Source organism: Paraburkholderia sp. BR13444 (genome assembly GCF_040948755.1).
Taxonomy (GTDB): domain Bacteria; phylum Pseudomonadota; class Gammaproteobacteria; order Burkholderiales; family Burkholderiaceae; genus Paraburkholderia; species Paraburkholderia youngii.
Genome location: NZ_JBFPKM010000032.1, coordinates 1 through 25721, shown reverse-complemented (window position 1 = coordinate 25721; position 25721 = coordinate 1). Strand labels below are relative to the sequence as shown.

Below are 25721 nucleotides of genomic sequence, written 5' to 3'. Positions count from 1 at the left end.
GAAGCTCCGGGCGCATCGGCGCGCCCCGCGGTTTCCTCCATCGAGGCTTATTCGACGCCTGCCAACCCGCGCAGAGGCGCCATCACATCCCTGTGGCCGATGGCAGGCATCGAATAACCCTTAACGATAGCACCAACTCGATGAATGTTCCACAGAGTGGACATGAGGGAGTCAACGGTAGCTTAGGGGCGGCTTTCGTGAACGCGTATAGCCGCCCATGAAGGGATCTTCGTCTGATGCGTCGCCCGCGCGTTCAGGTGTCGGCTTCATTTGGCAAACGGTCACTCGATCACTTGTATCAGGTGTCGCACCATCGCCCTTGCAGTTACACGCGAGACTAGACACAGATCACGCGAACATCGAGAGGCGGCATGTGATAACTTCATGGCTCTCGTAGTAGGCGGTTCCAAGACGGCAACGGCTTGGCCTGTATTTGACGAAAAGCGCCTCTTACGTTGTCAACAAAAACACATAACAACCGAGCATGCCACACACGATCAAAGAACGCTCCATCGAGTACATCGTCCGCTGGTTTAGGGAAACCGGATTTCTGAAAGTCGCAGCGGGGGTTGTGCCGGCTGCATCGGCATTCGGTGTCATCTGCTTGACTATCTATTACGCGACGCTAAATTTCACCCCTGATATCTCATTCGCGCAAGGTGCACTTGTTGCGGTGCAAGCGGGCATACTAGGTGCAGCACTCCTGGGATCAATTTGGGTGTGCTTGTCCATGTCCGCGCTAACTTATCAATATTTGGGTATTCGGCCTGGCGATTTAGTCCCCAAGCACCGGAAGGTGGCAACGAAACATTTACTCAAACGTTATATTTGGACGCAATTTGCATCGATAGGATTGGTTTCAATCTTCGTCTATTTTCCTCATCGAGAGAAATTCGAATACGCTGTCTATTGGGGATTGTCAGTCATTGTCTTCGTCTGGGCGTCTATACACGTCGCGTTCTCACCGCTCATCTGGGGATCAGACGGACTTGAGACGCGCGGCACTTTTGTCGCCTCCGTGTTCGTCGTAGGTTTCGCCGCCGTCATCTCGCTACTAACTTTGCTTGCAATCCGAAATGGATCGGCTAGCGTCCATAGTGATGCACGCTTATTGTTGACCTTTGGCATGGTAGTGATCCTTGGCTGTGCGCAAGTTGCATTGGCCGCTAGTGACTTAGCGCTGCTGCTTGGCGTTGGGGCAGTCCTCCTTCTAGAGGTAGCGTTCCTGCTCGGATCCCCTGGCTTGTATCCGAGTACATCGCCAACGCGATCGGTATCGCAGAGAAGGCTCCCGTTAGATTGATCGTCGGGTCGACCGCTTGCAACACTATGCATGCAGCAGTCGAACATCTTCTACTGAATTGCACCGGCGGCGAAACGGCCATCGAAAATGTGGAAATACTCAATTCGCTCGGCAGTCGCTGGGTTGTTCGTGTTCCAGCGGGCTCCGGACCGACATTGATCCTGCCCGGAAGAGACTTGGTAATAGTCCGTCCGCAATAGTTGCGCGCTCGCCCGTTCGTTTGCGCCTCTAAACCCGGAAGGAAGGAGCGGCACGCACAGCCAAGGTTCCTGTGGTCCAGCAACTCAGTGTTGCTGCGACGATCATCGCGAGTCCTCGTTACGCATCGATTCGTTCCAACATGGCACGGGGCGAATGCTGGAACGCTTGGCAAGTCGGCGCCGGCGGAAAGCTTTCTGACATCCCCCTATCAAGTGACGTAAGCTGCCCCGAGCGCGAACGGGTGGAGGTACACAGGTACCCGCCTACGATAACAGGGCGTCAGGACTTCGATTAACACGCACGCGATCGATTACGTCCGTGACCGCTTCACCTCATGAAGGTGCAAAACAGCACGCTTTCATCCAACGGCAGCGAAGGGTCAATGAACAAACCTAAATGCTAGTTCGCGTTCAACTCCTCACAAAGCCGACAGCCGCACCAATCAAATCGCGAGCGTCCGATCATGCAAGTACAGCGGACACCTCAAGGTAAATCGCTCTACGACTGCTTTGGCCGTCGCGTGTGTAGCGCATCCGTCAGGTGCCGGAGCATTGCGGCCGTTCCAGTGGAAGCTTTCCCGTCTCTCCGAACGGCGCTTCATGGCCAGTTTACCCCTGTCGACTAACGGCGAGTCCCGGCAATCAATTGCCTTCTGATAGATTGCGGAAGGGGACCACAGTCTGGATCGTCGTCGAGCCTGATCGTTGGGTGAAGCCCGCCCGCGGCGCGACATCGGGCAGGATCCGGCCATCGGTCGTTGCGCCATGGACCCGGCCCGTTGTCGCGCGCACTGCCGCAACAATGCCGTCCAGAAAACGTGCGTTGTCCGCCGGGAAGTCCCCGTCCAGCGCCACAACCTCGCCCATGATCGCGCGCACCGATGTGGCACTCCATTCGATGCGGGTCGTCCGACGCCCCTTTCAGAACAGCGACGCCTGACGCGGATCGCGCGCGGGTGGTCGCGAGGCGGTGGCCGCCTTGCGACTGCGCGCGGACGCGCGCCGCTGTGCGACGCGACGTAAATGCGCGATCAGGAACACGGTCTGCATGCCCATCGTGAGCGTGAGTGCAAAGAGTCCGATGTCGCCCGGGATGCCCGGACGGTATGCGCGCAGCGACGGCCGCAGCGCACGGCGCCGGGCGCGAGCGATTAACTGACTGCGGCTCATCCCGGGCCAGCAGTCAGCCATGAACTGGCGGACGGTGGCGGGCAGTGACTCGGGGGCGACGTCGCCGGGCAACGCCAAAGCAACGAGTTCAAATGCATCAGCCATCGTGGGACAGCGCTCCTTCTCCAACGTCGTGCGAAGCAGACTGGCGAACACTGCTGCCTGCGGGCTTGTGAGCCCGTATCTGCGATCAGTTCGGATCTTGCCACAAGTCGCCGCAGGAATACTGCTGGAATCTGCGCCTGACGATGCACCATTGTTTGCGCCACCGCGTTCATGTAGCAGGAGGCACCCATGCCTGCAACCGCTTCCTGTCTCCATGCACAACCAGGCCCCCGCGCTGGATGACGGCAATACGAGCGAGGCGTTGCTCAATATCGCCACCTGATTGGGACGTGGCACCGGTGCGAACCCTCCATCTGGCGAACGCATGCGACGGGAGGCGCGACCCCTGAAAGTTGCAATCTGCAAAAGGTGAGCTAAAATCAGGTGCATTCTTCACCAAATGATCGCTCACCATGCAAATGGAAAGCTGGGTAGGAGCAATTGAGCGTGAATGGCATCAGTTGCTCCGCGCCGACCCTACACTGGATGTTGAAAAGTTTTCCCGTCACGTCATTGCGGCAAACAAGACGGGCTTCCTGTCGCCCGAGTCGCTCGCCGTCATCGCCAATGCCCTTCTCACCAGTACGCTCAATCGCGCGCCGCATCTGGGCCGCTGGCTGCTGGAGCGCATCGGCGCAAACCGGCATCCAGCCTGGCGGATGGCAATGGCCATTTCGCTGGTCACACCAACGGGAGGCGACGCGGACTTCGAGAAAGGTAATGCGATTTTCGAAGATGTGATGAAGGATGAGACCGCGGACGGCCATCTTCGCGGCATGGCCGCCGCCGCGCTGGCCGATAGTGCACGGCTGGGGCGGGGCATGCAGGCGGACGTGAGCCGCGCGCTCTCGCTCTATGAGCAGGCCATCAAACTGGGGCATAAGGCCTCGGCACACAATCTCGGGCTTTTCTGGGAGGGCGCGTGGGGTGCAGAAGACAGGAGCGCTATCCCGGACCGCACGAAGGCCATACAGAACTATCGGCGCGGTGGAGATGACATACGTTGCCAACGCCGTCTGGCAGCGCTGCGCTGAAACTGCCCCACCGCCCGCGAGTTGAGCCCGGGGTCCCGTCACCTTGCATCTCGCGAGGATTTGCATTCCAACAATGCGCGCCCTCGAATCACGAAGGACGGAGAATCTCTCCTCCGCAAACCTCGCTGGTATCCATTGACCGGAGCATGCGTCGGGTGCCTGATCTCGCCAGTCCATGATGCCAGTCGCAAGGGGAGGATGTGCCGACAGTGATCGGTCTGTGTCGTCATGAATGCGCCCGGCGAAGCGTGAGGTTCTGGCGACATACGGAGCGGACGGTTTCGATCCGGGCACCAGCAAATGCGGCATCAGTTTGCCTGCCGGCGCATATCTGCGACCACGCGCAACGCGTTTGCACGGCGTCAATCGGCAACAGGCTTTCCTGATCGATACCATCGACGCGGTTCAGCATGGTGCTGTGTGCGCTTTCGTAGCACTTCGGAGGTCAGCTGGCTCATGGGTCGGCGACGATATGAGCGCGAATAATGCCTGGTAACCCGAATCATTTCGACCTGAAGAAATCGAGCCAGGCCTTTGCGCCGCTGATTGCGCAAGCGGCCCCTGTTCCTGACAGCCGACGGATCAACCGCTGTCGGGAGGTATGACGCTGAACTTGAGAGAGCCGGCGAATCAGTCTTTTATCGCCTGCCTGATATCTGAAGGTTTACTGTGATCGGCGGAAGGGAGACGATGCGTTGCCTTACAGGTCGAACTTAACCAGACTGCGGCTGGAAAATGTGGACACTGACTCAGTACCGAGCTATGGCCCGACTTCCCGCGTATGTTTTCGCCCCACGGCGTCGCTGACGCGTCAAATACCAGCATCGCCTCATCTATAATCGCCCGGTCAGCAAACCAATGATCGCATGGAGCCTCCTTTATGAGTCAACCCCGCGGAGGATATGCGGGATCCCGTGACAGCGGCCAGCGTAAATCTCGTCGCGCGAAGCAATCTCGGCCCAGCCGGCAGAGACCACCGTACGTCAATGCGCCTGCTCGAGACTCCGCCCAGACTGCCTCCATTTTCAAGACACGATCGTTCCAGTTTCTGGTCGATACGGTGGGTGCAGAGAATATCGCCCTGGGACTTGGATCGAACATGGCGCGGGTGGCAGAACTGACGAAGGGCGAAAGGTTCACGCCCGAGACCGCCTTTCACATGGAAACCACGCTTGGTTTGCCTCACGGTTTCTTTGACCAGCCCAATCCTGCGCTCGCGCCCGAAACCATCGCCCGCCTGAAATCACCACTCGATTTCGTCCAGACCGACGACGAACCGGAAGCCGTGTCGGAAACACCCATGCCGCCTTCCGTCCTGAACGGCGGCCAGCAACCATTTCTTGAAGACAGTTTGTCTGGGGAAGCACAGATGCCGAAGAAAGCAACGGGCGGGTCGCCCAAGGCCGTCAGGAATAGTCGAAACCAGGCGGCCGAACCACCTGCTCCTCAGGCGCCGCAAAAAGGCGCGTCCTCGAAGCACAGGACATCTCCGGCAACAACCCAGCAGCAAGCGCTGGCATTAGACGACAGCACCACGGTCGAGACCATCCGGCGCGCTAACCTCCACATTCTCACGGGTCGCAACGGATCGAAAGCAAGACTGGGTGTAGTCATGGCGATGAGCGGATCCAACATGGCCCATCGGCTATATGGCAAGAAACGCCTGGACGGTGTCGAGGCAAACCGTTTCACGGAGCGACTTGGTTTGCCAACTGGCTGGCTGGACACGCCGCGCTCGGAAGCCGATATTCCGGAGTCGGTGTCGCGTTTGCTTACCCCTGCTTCGCGCGGTCGTGCATCCATTGAACAGCACGAGCCGCTCGCGGCTGCAACGAAGGATGGCGTGCCAGAGAGACCCGTCGACGCGAAGGCGCACAAGGGGCGCACGCGGGTGGGCGTCCGGACCGGTCCGGAAAGCTCCCCACCCGCTTCGGCGGATATGGCAGCCGAAAAACAACCGGTAATCGCCCGCCAGCGGGATCATGATGGCGATGCCCTTGACGTGCTGGCGGGTCGCTCACCTGAAGAAGATGATGGCGAACTCCCAGCAGCCACACCGGCAACCCAGGAGTCGCTCCCAGTCGCTGCAATCCCGGAGCAGTCCTCCGTGTCGCTCCCCGCTTCCGTGACTAGCCTGGACAATCTTCACGGTATCGCGCCGATCGCGGAAGCCTTGCTCAAGACACTGGCAGGTAAGGCACGCTCGGGTCGACTGGACGAACTGAAGGCGCTGGAGCTATTGCAGCAGGCAGTCCTCCTGTGAGTCGGTGGCGACGTGCCATGACCTGTTCTGCAATGACATATGAAGCGCATCGAGGCACCCCGGCCTCGGTACGCGCGAGAAATCGCGCGGTTCCTGATCGATGGTGCCCCCGGCTCAATGGTCGGGGAAATTGCCCTGGCTTGTCGGTCCGACCCGGGTGCATCAGTTTTCGCATCGCCCTGCTTTCGATCTGCCTGATCGGTTCGCGTGTCAGGTGGAACCGTGTACCCAACTCGCCGAGCGTATGGTTGGACGCGATATCGATCTCAAAAGAGCATCCGTAGGACCTCCGCGCACGCGACGACGGCAACAGCACATCGAGCGCCTCATCGATCGCGGCAAGTACAGAAAGCATGCCCACCGCCCTCCGGAGTGAAAAGAACCCTTGACGATCAGTTATCCTTAATTGATCTCTCCAATCTTTCTGTGACCGCCGGCAAAGGCTGCCATGACATTCCACCCGGATCCACATCCGGAACAGCTGACCTCGCAGTGCCGGCGAGGAATTGCCTGAGGCGACGTTCCGCGCTCACTATCGGGTCTGTCGGCGGAAACTGGCCGAGCACAACAGACGCGAAGTGACTGCACGAGCGTCGCGATGAAGCGGTCAGTTAAACCGTTGCCACTCGCAGATTCACCGCTACTAGGCGTTGGACACCCCTTCTTCCGGAACGGCGGCGACAGGCGACGCGTCGACCAATGCAGCCGGAACCACGATGCCTTGACCTTCTGCTGACGCGGAGTCGACCAAGGTTTGGGGTAGCGCCTTCGATGGCTTCACTCCCAAGTCGCGCAGCATTTCCGCTTGTCTTATAACGTTTCCCTTCCCGATTGCCAGTTTGTTATGCGCGGAATCGTAAGCCTTTTGCGCCTGCCCGAGTCGGGACCCAACAAGTTGCAGGTCTTCAACGAATCCACAAAGCTTGTCATACAGTTCTGCTCCGCGTCGAGCGATATCCTGTGCATTTCGGCTTTGAGCTTCCTGTCGCCAAAGATGCGCAACGGTGCGTACGACGAAAAGCAGAGTTGACGGGCTCACCAGCAGCACGTTGCGGCGCCATGCGTCCATAAACAACTCGTTATCGTTCGTTACAGCTAACATGAACGCGGGTTCGATGGGTACGAACGCAAGAACAAAGTCGAGAGACTTGCCGTACAGAGCTTGATATTGCTTGTCGGAAAGCGATTTGATGTGGTTTCGAATCGATTCGACATGTTGCCGGAGCGTGACGACTCTTTCCTCGTCGGACTCGGCGGACGCGTACCTTTCATAGGCAAGCAACGATACCTTCGAGTCCACGACGAGTTTTCGTTCCTCAGGAAGGTTAATCACCACATCGGGCTGCGCGCGAGTGCCATCCTCCCGCACCTGACTGTCCTGGACGTGGTACTCATCGCCCTTTCGCAGGCCCGACGCCTCAAGTACCCGTTCAAGAATCAGCTCGCCCCAGTTGCCTTGTGTTTTGGTGGACCCCTTCAGCGCTACCGTCAGGTTTTTTGCATCCTGACTGAGCGCTTGATTCAGCTCCACCAGTTGACGAACCTGAGTGGACAGAGCCGACCTGTCCTTCGCTTCCTGCACGTACACTTCTTCAACCTTCCCTTGGAATTCGCTCAGCCGTGTTTTCAACGGCTCGAGCAACAACCCGAGATTGGTCTGGTTTTGCTCCGCAAACCGTTTCGACTTCTCCTCCAGAATTTCTGTGGCGAGGTTCTTGAACTGGTCGCTGAGTGTCTCTTTTGCCTGCAGTAGCAGATTCAGCTTCTCCTCAGCGTTCTGCCGTTCCGCCTCGGTGCGCGTCCGAAGCTCAGTCAACTCGTCGGTAAGACGTGCGAGCTCACCTTCCGCGGTGGCTCGTGAACCTTTCACTCCGACGAGTTCGTCTCGAATTAGTGCTGCGGCCTGCCGTTCCGCTTCCAGCTCTGCCAACAGTTTCCCATTTTGGCGGCCACTAGATTCGCGCAACTCCGTCAATTGGTTGTCAACGCTGGAGAGCAGTGCCAGCGTGGCTGCAATTTTCCCCTCAAGCTCGGGGATGCGCGTCGCTTGCTCTTCCAGCGCTGCCTTGCGTTCGTTCACATCTTTGAGGGTCGTCGCCGTGGTCTCAAGCTTGTGCGCCAGCACCCTTGAATCGTCCTCAAGCTGTTTCGTCTGTTCGGTGAGCGACGCCACCAATTGCTGCTTTTGTGCCTCACTAGCGGAAACCTGCCTCAACTGCTCTACGCTGCTGCGAACTTCCTCCCGAAGATTCTGGATTTCCTCTTCCAACGCGGGAACTCGGGACGACCGCTCCGTGAGCCGTGCCTGTTCGCCACGCACCTTGTCCAGTTCTTCGCGCATACTGCCTGACTGGCGTTCATGTTGCTCCAGCGCATCGCGCGCGGCACGAAGTTCCTCGGTTGTTGCTCGTAGCCGTTCTTCAAGCTGCGTGACCTGGACCTGTGACGCGGATTGTGCCTGCGAGACGGCCGCCTGCACTCGCAAGCCATCCCGACCGCGCGTCAGTATCCAAGCAATCACGGCGCCGACAATCAAACCCACTACCAATATTGCAGAGCCTACGAGCAGGTCCATACCGTTTCCCCAGTAGATAGCGTCTAGGCCGTCTTGTGTACGACTAGCCCCCGTGGTAACGGGAACTCAAATCCGCAATCCTCTTGTCGAAGGCGGTAGTCAAGCACTGCATATCAGAACAGTCCTGTGCAACTTGTGCGAGCCACCGCTCCTGCTCCGTACGCACTCCTACGTCGGCACCGCCAATTCGACTTTGCGCGGCCTCGTATTCCTCCAGCTCTCTCTGGTAAATCGTCGCGAGAGCGGGACTTTTGCAGATGTTGTTGCCAAGGAACGTTCCGTCGTCGTGGCACGCAGTTTGCGACCAGCTATTCACAATGGCGGGTGCCGACTCAGCAGCAGCGCTAACATCGACAGGCACGGATGGAGCAGAAACGGCGGCGGATTGCACCACTTGCTCATTCGAACTCAAACTCACAGATGCGTCAGACGCATTGGTTTCATCCGAAGCCGGAATTGCGAGAAGGGTGGCTGACGCTGATTCTGCGCTAGCTGCAGCAGACGTAATGATGGTTGAAGAAGCCGGCACGGACGCGGTCGCCGTATCGTCCCGTTGCTGGTGTTCGTTAGAAGAAGATAGAGTGCCGACCACCATCGCAACAATGCAGATTCCGACACCCCACATGACTCGCTTCCTAGCTTGACGAAAGTTTCGTGTGTCCGGGGCGTTGTTCTTGTAACCCGTCTTGAATCGACGGTCTACCTTCCGGCCATCCACAAACCCTCCGACACCCGCCAAAAATGTGCTCGCGCCGACCAGCCAGAGAATAATCAATAGCATGTTCATATTGAGATATCGCCTATTCGGTTACCCGCCTGAACACAACCTGCCGATGACGCAACGGTTCAGGGGCACAGGGCCTAACTAACAAGCCAGAAACACGAGGGACATCGACTTTCCATTACCTTCAGGGTCGTTCTGCAAATCTTGCAACGGGGAATGCCGCTTTCATCGTCCGCGACTTTTCCTTTCGCAAAGGCGTTCGACTGCGCAGGAGCGCACGTGTTGCAGGTCTTCGAGTTCCTTGACCAGCATTTGCTGACACAGACAAGCTTGCCGCACTTTGAGCATCTACGTCGCGGCGCGTGCGGAATGCAGCCACACTGTTCGCATCGTTCTTTCATACTTTGCCGTCTTTCAATGTGCAACTGGCGCCAACGAACCGACTCCTAGCTTTCGGGTTCGATACATCAAAACTCAAGTGCCTCGATGAACCCTAAGCGCTTTTTAAGTCCCAGGATTCGACCAAGCACGCTCCAACCTGGTCCTGCTTATCGCGCTGAGTTTCCGAAGGCCGATTTCACGGGCCATGGCCAACACACCCGAATCCTCGTCATGTCCCGCCTCTCGCATCTCGGACGCGAGCGCCCGCAACTCGGTTAATGAAATCTCATCCACCGAACGCGCCGTACCGTCGACGGGACGCCGAAACCGGACTACGTCGGACGGGTTTCCGCCTTTAGGCCAGAAGAACGTACCGACGTCTTCAGCCTCACTTCTGTAATGCTGCAACGCCAGGCGAACGACCCGTTCCTGGATTCGTGCACCTGTGCGCACCCATCCGTGAACGCGGGCAATGCGGCGCGCGAGAACCTCATCACGTACCGGACCCTCGACGCTCACCACGTGCTCAATCATGCTGAGTAATCGTGGGTTGTACGCCATATCGAAAAACGCTTCGGCGTCAACCTCATGACCGGTCACCGTCAGGTCCACTTCGATGAATCTTGTGTCCACCGCATCATTGTTGGAAGCAACCGAGGCGTTTCTCGCGTACGTCATGGGCGACGCAATGATTGCATCAGCGTTTTCTACGGATGTATTCGAGCCTTTGACATTGTTCTGCGAAGAACGCGTCGATTCTGCATCAGAGGTCGCCATCGCGTCTGCGATGACCTTTCGAGCAAGGCCGCTGGCGTCTTCAGCAGTTTTAGCCCGGACAGCCCGTTGTTCCACAAGCAGCTCGTCAAGTTGCTCATGAATCTTTGCGACAGTGCCAGGCATATCAATCCACCAGTCAGTTGACCAGATTCTCAGGATTTCCCAGCCAAGACCTCGCAGCACCAGCTCCCGCAACTTGTCCCGGTCACGCGCTGTAGCCGAACGATGGTAGGTGGCACCATCACACTCGACGCCAGCGAGGTATCGTCCAGGAGCGTCGGGGTCCACCACGCCCAAGTCAATCCGGAAAGCCGAAACACCCACCTGTGGATGCAGGGTCCATCCTTTTTCGGTAAGCGCGTGCGATACAGCCTTTTCGAACGGGCTTTCGAAGTCGCCAACACTACCTGAGACAGCCTCGCCTAAAGCACGCGCGCCACGGTCGGCAAACTCCAGGAAATGCTTCAGGTCGCGTACTCCCAGAGCCTGCGTTCTCGACAGGTCCATCTGTTCGGGGCGGAAGCTACCGAACACGCGAAGCTCCTGGCGAGCACGGGTGACGGCAACGTTCAGTCGACGCTCCCCGCCTTGCTGGTTCATCGGGCCGAAGTTCATTGGCATGGTGCCGTCGATACCCGGACCGTAGGTGATGGAGAAATACATAATGTCGCGTTCATCACCCTGCACACTTTCCAGGTTCTTGACGAAGACCGGTTCCAGCTGTGTCTCGAGGAAATACGGCTCGATGGACGGGTCTTTACGCCGCTCCTCGTCCAAAAGGTCTTCGATAAGCGATTGTTGCTCACTGTTGAAGGTGACTACGCCGATGGTCAACCCGCTATCGCGGAATCCCGGTGTCTTCATCCGTCCAACGAGGTCGGCAACTAGGGCCTTTGCCTCCGGCTTGTTTGTTCGCGCACCACCACGTTCGTACTGCCCGTTCGCGACGTGGTTCAAGCTGACAGCACGGTCGTTTGTGACCGGGCTCGGGAATGTCACCAAGTCCCCGTCGTAGTAACGATGATTCGAGAATGCAATCAGGCTTTCATGGCGGCTGCGGTAGTGCCATGAAAGCTTCATGGTCGGCAGATTGGCACCGATGCACTCCTCGAGAATGCTCTCAAGCTCGGTTTCGACGTCTGTGTCGTCAATGTCTGACTCCGCGCGGTCAAAGAAGCTTGTCGGCGGCAGCTGTTTGGGGTCACCAACCATGATGACCTGCTTCGCACGCGCCATTGCGCCAATAGCGTCCCATACTGGAATCTGTGATGCCTCGTCGAAGATGACGACATCAAAGTTTTGTGTTTCGGCCGGCAGATATTGCGCAATCGATAGCGGGCTCATGAGAAGGCACGGCGTCAGGCGCATCACGGCGCTAGAAGCTTGAGACATCAGTTCCCGGAGAGGCAGGTGGCGAGTCTTCTTTTGCATCTCGTAACGCAGCAGGCCCCACTCGGAGCCTCGCGAGACACGGTCTGGCGAAGGATGCCCTGCCGACAACTGCGCTCGCACCCACGCTTGGGTAAGGCTGATGAATCGTTCGTCGAGCTCTCGGAAATCGCGAATGCGTTTCTCGTGCTCTGCAGAAACAAATGTGCGCAAGACGTCGTCGACGTCCACCACCGCGTTCAACCACCAACGACAGTAGTCCGTCTCAAAAGCTTCTTTCACTCGTCCAAGCTGAATTGCGCCCTGTTCGACACCGGTCACGACAGGAGCGAGTCCTACCGCGAGAGCCGCCGCGCGAGTTTTCCGCCACGCACACCATGCATTCAGCCGATTCGAGGTGGCAAGAACGTCGCTTGCGCGTGCAGCCAGCTCCGTAGGAAGAAGCACTCCAAGCGTCGAGTTATCAGACCCTTGCAAGCCGCTTGCGACGGTGAATTGCGCGACTGCCTGGTTAAACGCCTGAAGTGCCTCGGCATAGATACGCCCCGCACCCACAATCGCTCCCGTTGGCTCAAGCAGGACATTGCTATCGCCGAGCAGCAAGGAAATCGGGCTCTTTACTGCTGACAGTACTTCAGGCGAACTTGCCAATGATGCCAGCGCTCCCGAGAGTGCTTCGAAGAAGCCCAGAACTGGTTCGATGCCCTCCAGTTTTGTCTGCAATCCGTTCCAGAGTCCGCCGGTCTTTGCGGAGAGGTCGTCGACCTCATTGAGACGAGCAGCAAGGGCGACCAGTTCGCGCATCTTCTTCAGGTCGCCCGCCGCGACAGCACCCGCACTGCCTCGTTCGATAACGCCGAAGCCGTCATCCTGCCAGTGGCTGCGAGCCACTGCTGCTGCAAGCGCGCCCTGAAAAACGACGTATGTCTTCGCGACAGCCAAATCCGTTTTGTATCCAGACCAAACCGCATCCGTCTCAGCTTCGAGTCCAGACAGGCGATTGATTACCTGGTCAATCTGGCGAAGCTCGCGCATGCGGACGAGGTCTTCACGTGCGGTGTCGCCACACTGGCCCCGGCTTACCGGGTCAAGACCAATGTCTTCCCAGGCTGCGCGCACACGAACCTGTTCGAGAGCAGACTGGAAGCCGAGGGATGCCCGTGCAATGTCGAGCTCAGTTTTGAGACCCTGCCAGGCGTTCGATGTCGGCAACGACAGGTCATCAAGAGCTTTGATTTCGTCCTGAAGAGCGTCAATCTGGACTAGGCGTTCGATGTCGTTGCCGATATCCGGCTCGCCTCCACCGGTCGACAGTTCCACAAGCTTTTTGGTCAGCGAGCGGCGACGCATCATGCTCATTGGCCAGGATGACTCCTGCAGCTCACGCCAATCGCGTTGGAGCTGCTGCACCGTTGGCGCCGAAATACCCTCTCTGTATTTGAGCGACAACTGGCCAAGCAGGTCCTGGCGTTTTCTCAGCAGTTCGATGCCAGCCGAAAGACGCGAACGCAAAGACTCATTCCACGGATGGGAAAGCCGCGACTGAAGTTCGTGATAGCGTGAGAGCTGGTCAATACCCAGCCGTAAATCCTCGAGGACCTGATTACCCCGCGGCGCCGAGAGCGACGCGTGCAGTTCGCGATGGCGCTCCACGAGCGGTTTTGCGACGCGCAGGTTGTCGGCGATTGTTTTCGCATCCGGGCGCAGAACAAATTGCCAGTCGTGACCGGAAGCGTCTGGCAGCGTCACGGACAAGAGCCACAATCCTTCTCGAACACGTGGGTCGAGAGGAAGATGTGGCAAACCGACGGCCGCACGCAACTGTTCAGCTGCCGCATCGAAGCGGGCGACAGCCGAGCCAATGGCTTGAGCCGATTCAAGAAGCGCGGCCTGCCACAGCGGGGACCATTCACATTGAACAATGTGAGCGAGCGGGCCGGAAGTTAACTGCCCCTCCCCCATCACTTTTGCGTGGACGTCCAGCAACTCAGCCGTCTCGCGCAGCGTTCGCATCGCGACCGAATCGTGAACCCTGGCAGATGGCCAGGAGAGCCGCAGGGCCGGCAAGTCATGTCCTGCGACAACGCGCCCGATTGCCTCATATACGCTTAGTCCATTTGGATATCGAACATGCAGGCGTTCGACATATCCATTCAGTTGGTTCCGCAAGCCCTCCAGGCGTGCGGCTTCAGCATCCCATTCGTCCGGTGCCAACGCTGCCGCCGAATCCCACGAATTACGGAGCTGTTCAAGCACATCTGTCTTTCGAGCTTTGCTCGAGTGCAATTCCAGGCAGAAATTGCCAAGACCTACATCGGCAAGGCGTCGATACACAACATCAAGCGCCGCCATCTTTTCTGAGACGAAGAGCACGCGCTTTTTTTCCGCCAGACACTGAGCGATGAGGTTCGAGATGGTCTGACTCTTCCCGGTTCCCGGAGGCCCAATCAGAACGAAGTCCTTCCCCTTGCTTCCTGCCACCACCGCTGAAAGCTGCGACGAGTCGGCCGGCAACGGGCAGAAGGTGCTCTTTACGGGGAGCTCGACGTCGAGTTTTCTGGCGTCCGGAAACTCAATCGTGCTCTCATAGGAATCTCGCGGCGTTTCGATGAGGTGTCGTACAACCGCGTTCTGCTTAAGCTGCTCGGTTCGCTCGGTCAAATCCTTCCACATCAAGTATTTCGCGAACGAGAAGGTTGCGAGGACGACGTCTTCAACGACTTCCCATCCCTTGATGTCCTTGATGGCGCTGGACACAGTCTTCCAAATACCCGTCACATCAAGACCAGAATCGTCTTTTGCTAGCTCTGTATCCTGGATGCCCAGCTCCAGTTCGAAATCCTGACGCAGCATCTCGATAAGCGTCGGGTTGAAACGCGGCTCGTCATCGTGTAGCGTCAAGCTAAACCCGGAGCGAGCGCTACGACGCTCGAGCGATACCGGCACAAGGATGAGCGGCGCCCGGTACTTCTTGTCATCTTTCGCGTCGCGTGTCCAGGATAGAAAGCCCAACGCAAGATACAAGGTATTAGAGCCGCCCTCCTGCAGGTTTGTACGCGAAGTCCGGAAAAGCTCGACAAGCCGAGTGTCCATCTCGTCCTGCGACAGTCCGACGAACACTTCTTTTCGCTTCAGCGCATCGAGCGCATGTGAACGACGAATGTTTTCCCGCTCACGGGCTTCGTGAATAGCCTGACTGCGAGGGTCGTTGCCGTCCATCAGGTCGGGACGCGTAAGCAACTTGATGGCGTGGCCCTCCGCCAAAAGATCCTCAAGCTGCCCGGGGTCCGGCGCGTCAAGCTTCAGTGATTTTTTTCCTGCCTTGAAACTGAGCAGATTGTTTCGAAGTGACAGGTCAAGAAGTTTCCGCTGCCAACGAGTAAGCCGATCCTCTGGACGTTCGACAGCCCTATCATCCGCAGGACCTTCCAGTTCCTCCGGCAATTGCGGTGCGACTTCAAGTTCTCTCTCAATGTTCGTTGCTTCGGTTCCGACCGTCCCGCGTTCAATCGCCTGCTCGCTAGCGAGCGGCTTGATGCGCTGCAGTCGAGCACGCCGGATGTCGACGGCCAGCTGAAATTTATGGTCCTTTTCTTCGGAAATCTGTTCTTCGCCATTGGCGATGGCGAAGCTGAAGGCGGGATAGGGGCGGTGCGTGAGCATTGTCGACTCAAACAACACCATTTCCTTCAATTTCACGCGCTTGCGAAGTGCCGTGACATCGTCGACGACCGATGTTGAGAACTCTTCTCCTTTCAGCCACACGCCCGGAAAGGCATGCCCCTCCGTAAAGACCAGCACAGCGTTGAGACCGGCCTGTTCAAGTGCCGCACACATAAACAAAGCAAGGTCGAGACAGGTTCCAAGGCCCGAATCGGCAATCTGGCTTGGGCTACGAACCTTCTGGCCGGCCTGTTCGAAGCTTGCAGGCGGCAGCGAATAGTCGATGCCCATCGACCCAATCGCATTCCAGATAGCGGATGCCAACTCCCAGGCGCGGCGGGCACCCTCCTGATAACCGTTAATGGCACCCGATTTGCCAGCTTTGTGAAGGACGTCGGCGGCCTTCTTCAAAACTCGCTCGACTGCTGGTTCGTTCGGCTGGACGAATGCTGCAACCATATCGGGTAAAGCCGATAGGCCGCCCCATTGATTGCGCGGCAACAACTCGACGGTAGATTCGAATGACGCGAGCTCGACAGGTTCGGCGAGCCCGGCCGTAAGCTTGAACGTTATCAGTGCCTTTTCTGACTCCGTCAGACGACCAAGAAGCGCGCCGTCGAGCGAAAGGTCGAGCTCACTGATACGTATATCTTTTCCGGCGACGACGTGGTCCAGGTGCCAGGTCTTGGGCTTGAAGAATGACGGCTCGGAAGACGCAGTAAGGCGCAACTCCTTGATGTCATCGGCGGTCTCATTGGCGAGCGAAAGCTCATGGACAACCGGGATGGCGTTCTGGAAGTCGGCCAGATTTATCTTGCTAGCGAGCGTGGCCTTAATCTGCACGCAACGCGGCTCCTCCGGCGCGTCTGCCGGCTCGACAATTGTTTCGTTCATCTGGCCCCCAAACTTCCGCTTGCACGTCTTCTCTCGATTTGATTTTGACGACGACCTACCACGTTCCATCCGCCGAAAAGGCAGCGAGAATACAGGCTTTTTGAGGAATGAAGGTATGCCCTTACCGCGACGGTCGCGCCCCGCCACATAATCTCACAATGCCATAACGGAGAGTGATAGTGCGCGCCAAATATTCACAAAGTCATCGACGAGAAGCCTGAGCTTCAAACGCGCTAAATGCTGGCGGACTGAGATCAGAAAATCGAATGGAAGCGGATGGCAAACGATTGCGAGCATCACGACAAACGCAAACGATCTCAGGGACGTTGGCTTTATGCACAACGCATAGACCACAGACCTTATCGTAGATTGGCCCAGACCGTGCGCTCGAACAAGGACTGATTCATGAGCGTTCCACTAGTAGGCTGCAGCGGCTGGGAGGCCACACGCAGCCTGCTCGTTCCGCGCGGTGACTAATTCGAAGCTGCTTTTGTCCTGACCGCACTTGGCTCGCCGGTCTGCTTGAACATCTCGTCCATCAAATCCTGAACCACGCCGTCGGCGTTCGGAAACTGATGTAACACGGAATTCTTCCAGTGCCCGGATGCGATAAGACCACCGCTCGGCGCCTTGTAGAAGCGAATGTCCATAGCGCGCAGATACATGACGATATCCCAGTACCAACTGTCGGTGTAGGTGACGTTCATGTCCGCTTTGTCGCACGCAGGTGCAACCGATACCGATACACCATGATTTTCCAGGTTGCGTTGAATTGCTGCATCCATGTCGGCGGACCTGCCACCGTGGGCGGTAAAGCATGCTGATGTCATCGGTGAGTTCTTCACTTGAGGGCCAGCGGTGACATTATGAGTTGTCGAACAACCCGGAAGAACGACCAGCGCCGCGACGGCGACGCCAAAAGAAAGCAGTGTGCGCATTTCATTTTTCCTGTTTGAATGCAGAGACGGCGCTCTGAATATCGGCAGCTACGTCGCGAACTTGACCGAACTGGAGGCCTGGTCTGCTGAAGTCGATTAGCATGCGTTATCGTAGAACGACGATTCCTCCGCACTACCATCCACTGGGTAGTCCCCGCGCTGGCCAATCCATCTTGGATGATGCGGCGCGTTCCAAAGAGCGATAACTCTTCGACGGGGTCCCTGAGCTTTGGGTTCTAGGAGTTCAACTAACACACGGCACAAGTGCAGTTCCTCACAGCGTTCGCGTTACGCCGCCGTTAGTAATGCTGTGTTACCAATCTCGCGCCTCCGTTTCACATGTGTCCGACATCGCCCCTTACACTCCGAGCGGTAGTCACTGACATTGCACTCAATGTGCGAGGAGTAGCGAAGATGAACAAGAAGATTCTTGGCGCAGCACTTGGTCTGGCGGTTCTGGCTGCATCAACTGCAGCATCGGCGCAAGTAGACGTCGCCATCGGATTGGGCGTCCCCGGAGCCGTATATGCGCCGGCAGAGCCAGTCTACGCACCGCCAGCTCCCGCCGTGTATGCTCCCGCACCGGTCGCCGTCGCGTACGGCGGTGACGACTGGCGAGCCCGCGAATGGCGCGAACGTCGCGAGTGGCGTGAACGTGAATCGCGCCGCCAAGAATGGCGCGAGCACGAGTGGCGCGAGCGTCGTGACTGGCGCGGGTATTGAAACCACACAATAAGGCGCCACATCCGAAAAATTCAAGCTCGGAGTACCTTCGAATGAAAGCTGGCCCGATAAGAATCGCCCTCATTGCAACTACGCTGGCCCTCGCAACGGCAGGCACGGCAAACGCCGCAGGCTGCCTCAAGGGCGCGGTGGTAGGCGGGGTCGCTGGGCATTACGCAGGGCACCACGCTGTCGTTGGTGCGGTCGGCGGCTGCATGGTCGGCAGGCACCTCGCGAAGCAGCACGCTCAACAGCAAGCCGCGCAACGTCAGGCGGCGAGGGCACAATAAAACGTCGTCGACTTGGTGCACCCGGCGGAACCAGTAAATCGCTGGTCCCCCGGGCACCTGACAACTACGTTTAGGTTTAGGCCATCAACTCGGCGTCAGACTCGACTGTGACCACCGGAGCGGGCATGGTTATGCTCTGGCGTGGCGCTTTTTTTGTCGGCGCCTTCTTAGCTGGCACCTTCGCGCTCTCGGCCTTCCTGGTGGCAGTTTTCTTCGCCGTCGGTGCCTTCTTCGAAATAGCCTTCGTGACCGCCGGTTTCGCGTCGGCCACCGTGCTGCCGCCCGCAATCAAGAACTTCGACCGGTCCTTGACCGATGCCAGCCACGCCGGCGCGCGCCCACGGCCACTCCACGTTGCCCCGCTCTTGGGGTCACGGTAAAGCGCCGGCTGCGGACCCTTCGGCTGGCCCTTGCCAATGCGCTGGGCAATCGTCTTTGAGGTCTTCTTGACCACAGTCTTCGCCTTGGTAGCAGTGGTCGGCATTATCGTCATCGTTCCGCCGTCTACCAAAAACTTATCGCGACTCTTCGCCGTCGCAATCCAGCTGGGTGCGCGGCCATGTCCCGTCCAGGTCGCGCCGGTTTTTGGGTTACGGTACTTCGCGGCGGTGACGCTCTTCTTGCCAACAGGCTTCGCGCTGCCCTTCGTCGCGCGCTGCTTGCCTCCAGCATGACCATCGATATCCGCAGCGGTCAACCCGTGTTTCTCCATCAGCTCGCGGATAACCTTCAAAACCTTCGCGGTTTCCCTTGTCGCCAGAGCGTCCGCTTGTGCCTGCAGCTTTTTCATCTTCGCCTGAATTGCTTCCAAAGTCGTTGCCATCAAGTGGCCTCCTTACGAATGTGGTCGCACTATGCCATGGTCAGGTGGGAAAAGGCTAGAGCATTGACTTCGACGGCAATCTGCTGGGCATTGCAACGCGATGCTGCGTTTTAGCGAATGCATCTCTGTGTTAGTCCTTACCTCGGACATCTTTTGTTGGTTCCCCGTTGCGTCGAACGCTCCTGGTTCGGCGGATAACAAATGCACCGCATGCAATCGCAAGGATGACGACGGCCATCAGGCCGGCACTCATTCCAGTAGCGCTACGAGAGTCACTCGCGGGGGGAAGCGGCAAAGACGACAGCAGTCAACGAGGACCGACCGTGACGTCAAGTTGATTGTTTCGCAAACGGATTGATGGGCTGAACCTTTGGGCGGTCCTTGACGCGCTCGAGCATCTGGCATGTGCTCCAGTCAGAAACCAGCGCTTCAAGCCCGCGGACGACATTCGATTCCATAGCTTGCACCCCGGTATCGCCATTGAAATTGGCACTGAACGCAGCGTGGAAGCGATACTGGAAATAGGCAGAGACCTCCTGGATGCGCTCTTGCGTACCCGAGTCCGTGAACATTACGGACTCAGGCGAGAACGGGTCGTAGTAAATGACATTGGGGTAGTCGGTAGCCACAGCTACGCGTGGCTCATCACTCACAAGCAGCGAGCCGACCAACTGTATAGACCCTTTCATCCCCTTCGGGGTTTTGAAGACCCAAATGCGCTTTGGCAACCGCTCTGCGAGTTGAATGACTTTCTTATTGTGGGAGCCAAAGTAGCCGACCTGGCCGTTCCTGAGGTTCTGCTCGAGCTTCTGCCAGTAGTAGAAAATGTCCATTCGATGTCTGCTATTCGATGCCTGGTACGCTGCGGTACTTACTCAATGCCGCAATGGTACTGGTAGCCGTTTTTATCGAGCAGGTACCGGTTCGACATGGTTCACATCGTTATGCCGCGAGCCGGTGCTCATAGAACGGTCGGTCTCTGTCATCAAGAATCGCATACAGCGCGGCCAGATCGGACGTGTCCGGACTGAGCCATGCGTCAAGGTTTTCAGGTTTGATGGGAATAATGCACCTGTCGTGACCAGCAGCCGCCACTTCTGGCGGAGGTTCATCAGTGATGGCGGCAAAAGACAGGAGGTCCGGTTCGCCAGGTGCTGTCCAGCGCGACCACAGGCACGCAACCAGCATGTCGTGAGGCGGATTAGGAATGAACTGAAGGACAACGTTCTCGTCTTTCTCACCTTCCGCGAGGGCGCGACCTTCCGTCCTGCTTTTGGGGACATTCTCGTAAAAGTTGCTGACAACAAGGATGCCGTGTGAGTGACCAAACAGGGGCCGCCAGAAGCCTTCGAGATTGTCGCGTCGAGCGTTGTACGTGCCGGGGTATTTCACGTCGTATGACGCTGGCTTGCCTGCAATGCGGCACTGGTAGCGCATCGGTTTAATAACGCGCTGCCCATTCTCCACTACCATTACTGGGGCGTAGTGCCCTGGAAAAATACGCGAGTCTCGCGGCTTAAGTTCAGTCCGCTGGATGTCGTCGAGCTTGCCGAGGGTCCACGCTATTTTGTCGGTGGCGATTCGCTGACTTTCAGTGGCCGCCTTGGTGACCTTCGTCTGAAGCGTGCGTTCGGCGTCGGCCAGTCGCTTGCGCTGCCTGAAAAGGTCCTGCTCAAGCTTCGACGTCTGTTCCGCGTTGTATTTTTCGATGAGCGCCTTGATTTCGCGCTCGTCGTCGAACGTTGGATTCAGGAACGCATCCTCCATGGCTTTCGGAATCTTTGCCTTGCTGCCCTCCGCACGCTCGAAGAAAAGCTGCGCGAACTCCTTGATGCTGATGATGGCACCGAACATTCTTTCGAATCGCCGATAGTCCGCCTGAATCTGAGCCGAGTAGCACATAGGCACCTCCGTTTCCTGCTCCCATGATACGCATACTCCGGATCGAGGCGAGCGCAGAGAGCTTGCTGGAGAAAGAAGCTGCGGTTCCAAACACCCTGTCGGGTCAGCAGAAATTCCGGCTCGCCGCCGTCAGCCCGCCAAGCAGATGCGACATATCGATGAGGCGCTGGGCCACGAGGTGCCGTACCTCACCCTCGCGCTGCCATACGCCAAGCACCCCGAGCAAAGATGCGCCCAGAACTTCCTTGCGCTGCTGTTCAAGCACTTTGGGCCAGATAACGACGTTCACATTGCCCGTCTCATCTTCGATAGTCATAAAAATAACGCCCTTTGCAGTCTCTGGCCGTTGGCGCACGGTGACGATGCCACAGGCGCGGGCCAGCTGGCCGTTGCGGTAAGTCTGCAGCGTTGAGGCCGGCATCAGTTTGTTGGCAAGCAACTGTGGACGCAGCAATTCCAGCGGATGTCTCCCGAGCGTCAGCCCCATCGATCGGTAGTCACCCACGATATCCTCCGCTTCGGAAGGTGCACCCAGTCCCGGTGTTTCGTCTTCCACTGTCGCGACCGAAAGCATATCCTTGTCGGGCACGGCGGCGACCGACTGCCAGAGCGCTTCGCGCCGATTGCCGGCAAGCGATGACAGCGCGTTCGCCGCGGCAAGCACCTGCAGGTCATGACGGTCCAGTTGGGCGCGGCGGGCCAGGTCGGCGACAGTTGCGAACGGCCGCACGGCTCGCGCGTTCTCGATGCGTTCGGCGGCGCCATCGCGCATGCCTCGCAGCAGCGACAGACCAAGCCTGACGGCAGGCTTCGCAGCGCCCTCCACATGTTCAAGCGTTGAGTCCCAGCCACTTATCGTGACATCGACCGGCAGGACCTGGACTCCGTGTCGCTTCGCATCCTGCACGAGTTGTGAAGGCGAATAGAAACCCATCGGCTGCGAATTCAGCATCGCCGCGAGAAACCCTTCCGGCTCATGGCACTTCAGCCAGCTGCTTGCATACACCAGCAGTGCGAAGCTGGCAGCATGGCTTTCAGGAAAACCATACTCGCCGAAGCCGAGAATCTGCTGGAAGATGCCATCCGCGAATGTCCTGTCGTACCCTCGCTCGAGCATGCCGTTGACGATGCGGTCGTAGTATTTATCCAGGCCACCCTTGCGCTTCCAGGCTGCCATTGCCCTTCGCAACTGGTCCGCTTCTCCGGCGCTGAAGCCGGCGGCCAGAATGGCCACCTGCATCACCTGTTCCTGAAAAATAGGCACTCCGAGCGTGCGACCCAATGCCGTCTCAAGGGCTGCGCTAGGATAGGTCACTGGCTCGAATCCCTGCCGGCGTTGCAGATACGGATGGACGGCACCACCCTGAATAGGTCCTGGGCGTACGATGGCGACTTCGATAACCAGGTCATAGAACGTGCGTGGCTTCAGTCGAGGCAGCATCGACATCTGCGCGCGCGACTCGATCTGGAATACGCCCACGGTGTCGGCACGCGAAATCATGTCGTACGTTTCCGGGTCCTCTGCGGGGATGTCCTGCATCTCGAACCGCTCGCCGCGCTGCTCCGACACGAGGTCGAGCGTACGGCGGATGGCCGACAGCATGCCCAATGCCAGGACATCAATCTTCAGCAGGCCCAGCGATTCGAGGTCATCCTTGTCCCACTCGATGACCGACCTGTCCGCCATCGCAGCATTTTCAACGGGCACCAGGCGCGTCAGTTTGCCGCTGCTGATGACAAATCCACCGGAGTGCTGGGACAGGTGGCGCGGGAAACCGAGGAGTTGCGACGCAAGCGATGCCCAAACCTGAATCAGCGGCGTCTCCACATTCAGGCCAGACTCCGCAAAACGTTTGAGGAGGTCCCGTTTGCCATCAAACCAATGATGACTCTTCGCCACCGCATCGACAATCTGTGGGTCGACGCCCAACGCCTTGCCGGTTTCGCGAAGAGCGCCGCGAGGTCGGTAGGTCGACACGGCGGCGGCGATTGCCGCGCGGTCGCGACCGTACTTCCGGTAGATGTACTGGATGACTTCTTCGCGACGCTGGTGCTCAAAGTCAACGTCAATGTCCGGCGGTTCACCGCGCTCCCTGCTGATGAAACGCTCGAACAGCATGTTTCCTCGCGCAGGGTCCACCTCTGTTACGCCCAGGCAATAGCAGACCGCGGAATTGGCCGCTGAGCCACGCCCCTGACACAGGATGAGCTGGCTGCGAGCAAAACGCACGATGTCGTAGACGGTGAGAAAGTACGGCTCGTACTGCAGGTCAGCTATGAGATCCAGCTCATGCTCAATCTGCTCCTGAACGTTGTGCGGAATACCCGAAGGGAAGCGTCGCTGCGCACCGATGTACGTCTCCTGTCGCAGGTAGGCCGCAGGCGTCAATCCGGGTGGTACGAGTTCGTCGGGATATTCGTACCGAAGCTCGTCGAGTGAGAAGGTGCAATGTGCGAGGATGTTGGTTGTTTCGCTGAGCGCGTACTCCGGATAAAGATTGGCGAGTCGCAGCCGGGAGCGTAGATGCTGCTCCGCGTTTGGCGCCAGGTCGTACCCGCATTCGTGCACCGGCCTGCCGATACGAATGGCCGTCAACGTGTCCTGCAATGGCTTGCGCGAGCGCACGTGCATCACCACATGACCCAGCGCGACGACCGGTATGCCGTGCCTGTCGGCAACGTATTCAACGGCGCCGCGGTGGATGTCATCCATCGCCCGCTGGTGCAGCACCAGCCCGCACCACGCACGCCCCGGAAATGTCTGATCGAGCCATTCAAGCTGCGCGTCCAGGACATCCTCCTTCGCCGGAAAGTCGGGCACCAGTATCGCGAGGCAGTCGGGCACGCCGCGCAGATGGCTGCATTCCCGGTCAGGTCTCGACAGGTCCTGCGGCGTCAACCGGTACTGGCCTTTCGGTGCACGCGTGCGGGCGAGCGTAATCAGCTCGGAGAGGTTCCCGTATCCCTCGCGGTTCTGGGCAAGAAGGATAAGACCGAACGCCGTTGAACCGTCGGCATTGACGAGCCGGAAGTACGAGCCGATGACGAGCGGAAGCTTCGCCTCCTTCGCTGCCACGTGCGCGCGCACGATACCCGCTAGCGAGCATTCGTCCGTTATCGCCAGACCCGAGTAACCGAGTTGCGCCGCGCGCTCAACCAGCTCCTCGGCATGCGAAGCACCATGCAGAAAAGTGAAATTCGAAAGGCAGAAAAGCTCGGCATAGGCCGGCAGGACATTGAAGGTCGTGTCCATCGCGCATCAGCCGAACAGTCCGTGGAGAAACCAGCGCGGCTCTTCTTCAGCGTCGCGGCTGCTGACACGTTCGCGGTATATCCAGTAGCAGCTCTGGTCTTCCGCCTGCGCAACGAAATAATCACGTGTCACCAGTTCGCCGTCGAACCAGCCAGCTTCAATGCGCTCGCCGGGCGACACCATGCGCAACGGCGACCCGTAAAACGGGCGGTGCTGGCGCATGAGCAGACGCACCGGGTTGTCCACCATCCACGTTGGTCTGGGAAGACCTTCAGGAAGCGGTTCCTGCTTCAGTTGCCGCGTCACCGGCACCCAGCGATTGGCTATCTCAGGCCTGTGATCAGCCGTCGGCGCGGGCCGAAGGACGTTGTCTTCACCAAGCCGGGCGACGAGCAGTTCAAGCAGCCGCGCATGGTCCGCGCTGGAGCCTCCTGGTTCCGGAAAGAGCGTGTCGGACGGCGGGGCTGCCGCCTCGACTCTGGATACATCGAGACGCAATGCGATAACCGGCGCAGTGAGCTCGATGCGATGCAGCCGTTCCTTGAGCAGGCGGATGAGGTGGTCCTCTCTCCATGTCGGTTCACCCAGCGCAATGTCGATGGCCGTCGGTTCGATGGCATCGCGCCCACGCTCGTGTTCGAGCAGGAGTTTTATCGCTGTTACCGCAAGCTGCTTCGCGCACAGCCATCCGCAGAGTTGCACGACAAGTCGATGCGCGCCGAACACCGCGCCGTCCGCATGTTCCAGACGGTCGGGCATCTCGATACGGGCTGAGAAAGTTGGCGGCAACTCCAGCCAGTCGAACAACTCTGGGGCCGTGCCGAACGCGCGGTCAAGCGAATCAAGCAGGTGCTCGCCGCACCGCCGCTGCAGGCCGGCACGGGGCAGACGCCGTACGTCGGCGATGGTCTCGCAACCCAGGCCGTTAAACCATTCGGCAAACGGGCGGACCTCAGGGACCGCGACCATCGGCAATGCAGACAGCCGTTGCTCGAGCGACGCCAGTTTCAGAACCCGAGGGTTCCCGTATTTCGCCAGCAGCCATGCTCCCTGTCCGGTAGGCGCAGCGCTGATGCGAGCGGTGAATCCCAAGGTCGCCATCACCGCCTTGGCTTCCCGGCACAGTGCGAGCAGGCCGCCGAACAGCCGCAGGCTCGCACCGACCTCGACCACGACCGTTGCTTCATCGTAAGCGGTCAATAAAAGACGCCCTTCCATCGAGGGGCAGAAGGTCAGAAGCTAGGTGTCCACGTGGACACCTGCACACTGACACTGATGACAGAGAACAAAGACCTGAAGAGCCGTCTGGTGATT

17 protein-coding genes are annotated in these 25721 nt (G+C 58.4%); 5 read left to right on the top strand and 12 right to left on the bottom strand.

Annotation, left to right across the window (positions count from 1 at the left end; genetic code table 11):
- The first annotated feature begins 484 nt into the window (after nucleotides 1-484).
- Complete coding sequence (locus AB3X95_RS38710) at nucleotides 485-1303, top strand: hypothetical protein (protein ID WP_368623984.1); 819 nt, start codon at nucleotides 485-487, stop codon at nucleotides 1301-1303.
- 842 nt (nucleotides 1304-2145) lie between these two features.
- Here the strand turns inward: AB3X95_RS38710 and AB3X95_RS38705 are convergent.
- Together AB3X95_RS38705 and AB3X95_RS38700 are read right to left on the bottom strand one after the other, a co-directional pair.
- A complete protein-coding gene (locus AB3X95_RS38705; RefSeq protein WP_368593784.1) occupies nucleotides 2146-2382 on the bottom strand; it encodes a hypothetical protein in 237 nt (78 codons plus the stop codon).
- Between the two features lie 42 nt (nucleotides 2383-2424).
- The gene (locus tag AB3X95_RS38700) at nucleotides 2425-2778 is read right to left on the bottom strand and encodes a hypothetical protein (RefSeq protein WP_368593783.1); all 354 of its coding nucleotides are present in this window, start codon (nucleotides 2776-2778) and stop codon (nucleotides 2425-2427) included.
- A 413-nt stretch (nucleotides 2779-3191) separates the two neighbouring features.
- Here AB3X95_RS38700 and AB3X95_RS38695 point away from each other — a divergent pair, with 413 nt between their 5' ends.
- A complete protein-coding gene (locus AB3X95_RS38695; RefSeq protein ID WP_368593782.1) occupies nucleotides 3192-3812 on the top strand; it encodes a sel1 repeat family protein in 621 nt (206 codons plus the stop codon).
- A gap of 880 nt (nucleotides 3813-4692) precedes the next feature.
- Nucleotides 4693-6075 carry a hypothetical protein gene (locus tag AB3X95_RS38690; protein WP_368593781.1) on the top strand — a complete coding sequence of 461 codons (1383 nt, stop codon included), beginning with the start codon at nucleotides 4693-4695 and terminating at the stop codon, nucleotides 6073-6075.
- Here the strand turns inward: AB3X95_RS38690 and AB3X95_RS38685 are convergent.
- From AB3X95_RS38685 to AB3X95_RS38665, 5 genes are all read right to left on the bottom strand, one after another.
- Nucleotides 5990-6430: a sigma factor-like helix-turn-helix DNA-binding protein gene (locus AB3X95_RS38685; RefSeq protein ID WP_368593780.1), complete on the bottom strand. Its 441-nt coding sequence runs from the start codon at nucleotides 6428-6430 to the stop codon at nucleotides 5990-5992. The two genes, AB3X95_RS38690 and AB3X95_RS38685, sit on opposite strands and share 86 nt — an antisense overlap.
- A 288-nt stretch (nucleotides 6431-6718) precedes the next feature.
- The gene (gene rmuC / locus AB3X95_RS38680) at nucleotides 6719-8650 is read right to left on the bottom strand and encodes a DNA recombination protein RmuC (protein ID WP_368593779.1); all 1932 of its coding nucleotides are present in this window, start codon (nucleotides 8648-8650) and stop codon (nucleotides 6719-6721) included.
- Nucleotides 8651-8693: 43 nt separating this feature from the next.
- A complete protein-coding gene (locus AB3X95_RS38675) occupies nucleotides 8694-9437 on the bottom strand; it encodes a hypothetical protein (protein ID WP_368593778.1) in 744 nt (247 codons plus the stop codon).
- 441 nt (nucleotides 9438-9878) lie between these two features.
- A complete protein-coding gene (locus AB3X95_RS38670; RefSeq protein ID WP_368593777.1) occupies nucleotides 9879-16478 on the bottom strand; it encodes a DUF3320 domain-containing protein in 6600 nt (2199 codons plus the stop codon).
- 473 nt (nucleotides 16479-16951) lie between these two features.
- Nucleotides 16952-17416 carry a hypothetical protein gene (locus tag AB3X95_RS38665; protein WP_368593776.1) on the bottom strand — a complete coding sequence of 155 codons (465 nt, stop codon included), beginning with the start codon at nucleotides 17414-17416 and terminating at the stop codon, nucleotides 16952-16954.
- 414 nt (nucleotides 17417-17830) lie between these two features.
- Between AB3X95_RS38665 and AB3X95_RS38660 the strand changes: the two genes are divergently transcribed.
- Both AB3X95_RS38660 and AB3X95_RS38655 read left to right on the top strand, forming a co-directional pair.
- Nucleotides 17831-18139, top strand: a complete 309-nt coding sequence (locus tag AB3X95_RS38660; protein WP_368593775.1) for a hypothetical protein — start codon at nucleotides 17831-17833, stop codon at nucleotides 18137-18139.
- A 53-nt stretch (nucleotides 18140-18192) separates the two neighbouring features.
- The gene (locus AB3X95_RS38655) at nucleotides 18193-18429 is read left to right on the top strand and encodes a hypothetical protein (protein ID WP_368593774.1); all 237 of its coding nucleotides are present in this window, start codon (nucleotides 18193-18195) and stop codon (nucleotides 18427-18429) included.
- A 76-nt stretch (nucleotides 18430-18505) separates the two neighbouring features.
- Here AB3X95_RS38655 and AB3X95_RS38650 read toward each other — a convergent pair whose 3' ends face one another.
- The 5 genes from AB3X95_RS38650 to AB3X95_RS38630 all read right to left on the bottom strand — a co-directional run bounded on the left by AB3X95_RS38650 (nucleotide 18506) and on the right by AB3X95_RS38630 (nucleotide 25607).
- Nucleotides 18506-19252 carry an H-NS family nucleoid-associated regulatory protein gene (locus AB3X95_RS38650; protein WP_368593773.1) on the bottom strand — a complete coding sequence of 249 codons (747 nt, stop codon included), beginning with the start codon at nucleotides 19250-19252 and terminating at the stop codon, nucleotides 18506-18508.
- 329 nt (nucleotides 19253-19581) lie between these two features.
- A complete protein-coding gene (locus AB3X95_RS38645) occupies nucleotides 19582-20085 on the bottom strand; it encodes a hypothetical protein (RefSeq protein WP_368594314.1) in 504 nt (167 codons plus the stop codon).
- Nucleotides 20086-20194: 109 nt separating this feature from the next.
- Nucleotides 20195-21154 carry an SOS response-associated peptidase family protein gene (locus tag AB3X95_RS38640; RefSeq protein WP_368594315.1) on the bottom strand — a complete coding sequence of 320 codons (960 nt, stop codon included), beginning with the start codon at nucleotides 21152-21154 and terminating at the stop codon, nucleotides 20195-20197.
- A 103-nt stretch (nucleotides 21155-21257) separates the two neighbouring features.
- A complete protein-coding gene (locus AB3X95_RS38635; protein ID WP_368594316.1) occupies nucleotides 21258-24407 on the bottom strand; it encodes an error-prone DNA polymerase in 3150 nt (1049 codons plus the stop codon).
- Nucleotides 24408-24413: 6 nt separating this feature from the next.
- The gene (locus AB3X95_RS38630; RefSeq protein WP_368623983.1) at nucleotides 24414-25607 is read right to left on the bottom strand and encodes a DNA polymerase Y family protein; all 1194 of its coding nucleotides are present in this window, start codon (nucleotides 25605-25607) and stop codon (nucleotides 24414-24416) included.
- Nucleotides 25608-25721 lie beyond the last annotated feature (114 nt).

Excerpts from the sequence above, each read along its gene's own strand:
- AB3X95_RS38710 (WP_368623984.1), top strand. The coding sequence starts at position 485 with ATGCCACACACGATCAAAGAACGCTCCATCGAGTACATCGTCCGCTGG.
- AB3X95_RS38700 (WP_368593783.1), bottom strand. The coding sequence starts at position 2,778 with ATGGCTGATGCATTTGAACTCGTTGCTTTGGCGTTGCCCGGCGACGTC.
- AB3X95_RS38695 (WP_368593782.1), top strand. The coding sequence starts at position 3,192 with ATGCAAATGGAAAGCTGGGTAGGAGCAATTGAGCGTGAATGGCATCAG.
- AB3X95_RS38690 (WP_368593781.1), top strand. The coding sequence starts at position 4,693 with ATGAGTCAACCCCGCGGAGGATATGCGGGATCCCGTGACAGCGGCCAG.
- AB3X95_RS38685 (WP_368593780.1), bottom strand. The coding sequence starts at position 6,430 with ATGCTTTCTGTACTTGCCGCGATCGATGAGGCGCTCGATGTGCTGTTG.
- rmuC (WP_368593779.1), bottom strand. The coding sequence starts at position 8,650 with ATGGACCTGCTCGTAGGCTCTGCAATATTGGTAGTGGGTTTGATTGTC.
- AB3X95_RS38675 (WP_368593778.1), bottom strand. The coding sequence starts at position 9,437 with ATGAACATGCTATTGATTATTCTCTGGCTGGTCGGCGCGAGCACATTT.
- AB3X95_RS38670 (WP_368593777.1), bottom strand. The coding sequence starts at position 16,478 with ATGAACGAAACAATTGTCGAGCCGGCAGACGCGCCGGAGGAGCCGCGT.
- AB3X95_RS38665 (WP_368593776.1), bottom strand. The coding sequence starts at position 17,416 with ATGCGCACACTGCTTTCTTTTGGCGTCGCCGTCGCGGCGCTGGTCGTT.
- AB3X95_RS38660 (WP_368593775.1), top strand. The coding sequence starts at position 17,831 with ATGAACAAGAAGATTCTTGGCGCAGCACTTGGTCTGGCGGTTCTGGCT.
- AB3X95_RS38655 (WP_368593774.1), top strand. The coding sequence starts at position 18,193 with ATGAAAGCTGGCCCGATAAGAATCGCCCTCATTGCAACTACGCTGGCC.
- AB3X95_RS38650 (WP_368593773.1), bottom strand. The coding sequence starts at position 19,252 with ATGGCAACGACTTTGGAAGCAATTCAGGCGAAGATGAAAAAGCTGCAG.
- AB3X95_RS38645 (WP_368594314.1), bottom strand. The coding sequence starts at position 20,085 with ATGGACATTTTCTACTACTGGCAGAAGCTCGAGCAGAACCTCAGGAAC.
- AB3X95_RS38640 (WP_368594315.1), bottom strand. The coding sequence starts at position 21,154 with ATGTGCTACTCGGCTCAGATTCAGGCGGACTATCGGCGATTCGAAAGA.
- AB3X95_RS38635 (WP_368594316.1), bottom strand. The coding sequence starts at position 24,407 with ATGGACACGACCTTCAATGTCCTGCCGGCCTATGCCGAGCTTTTCTGC.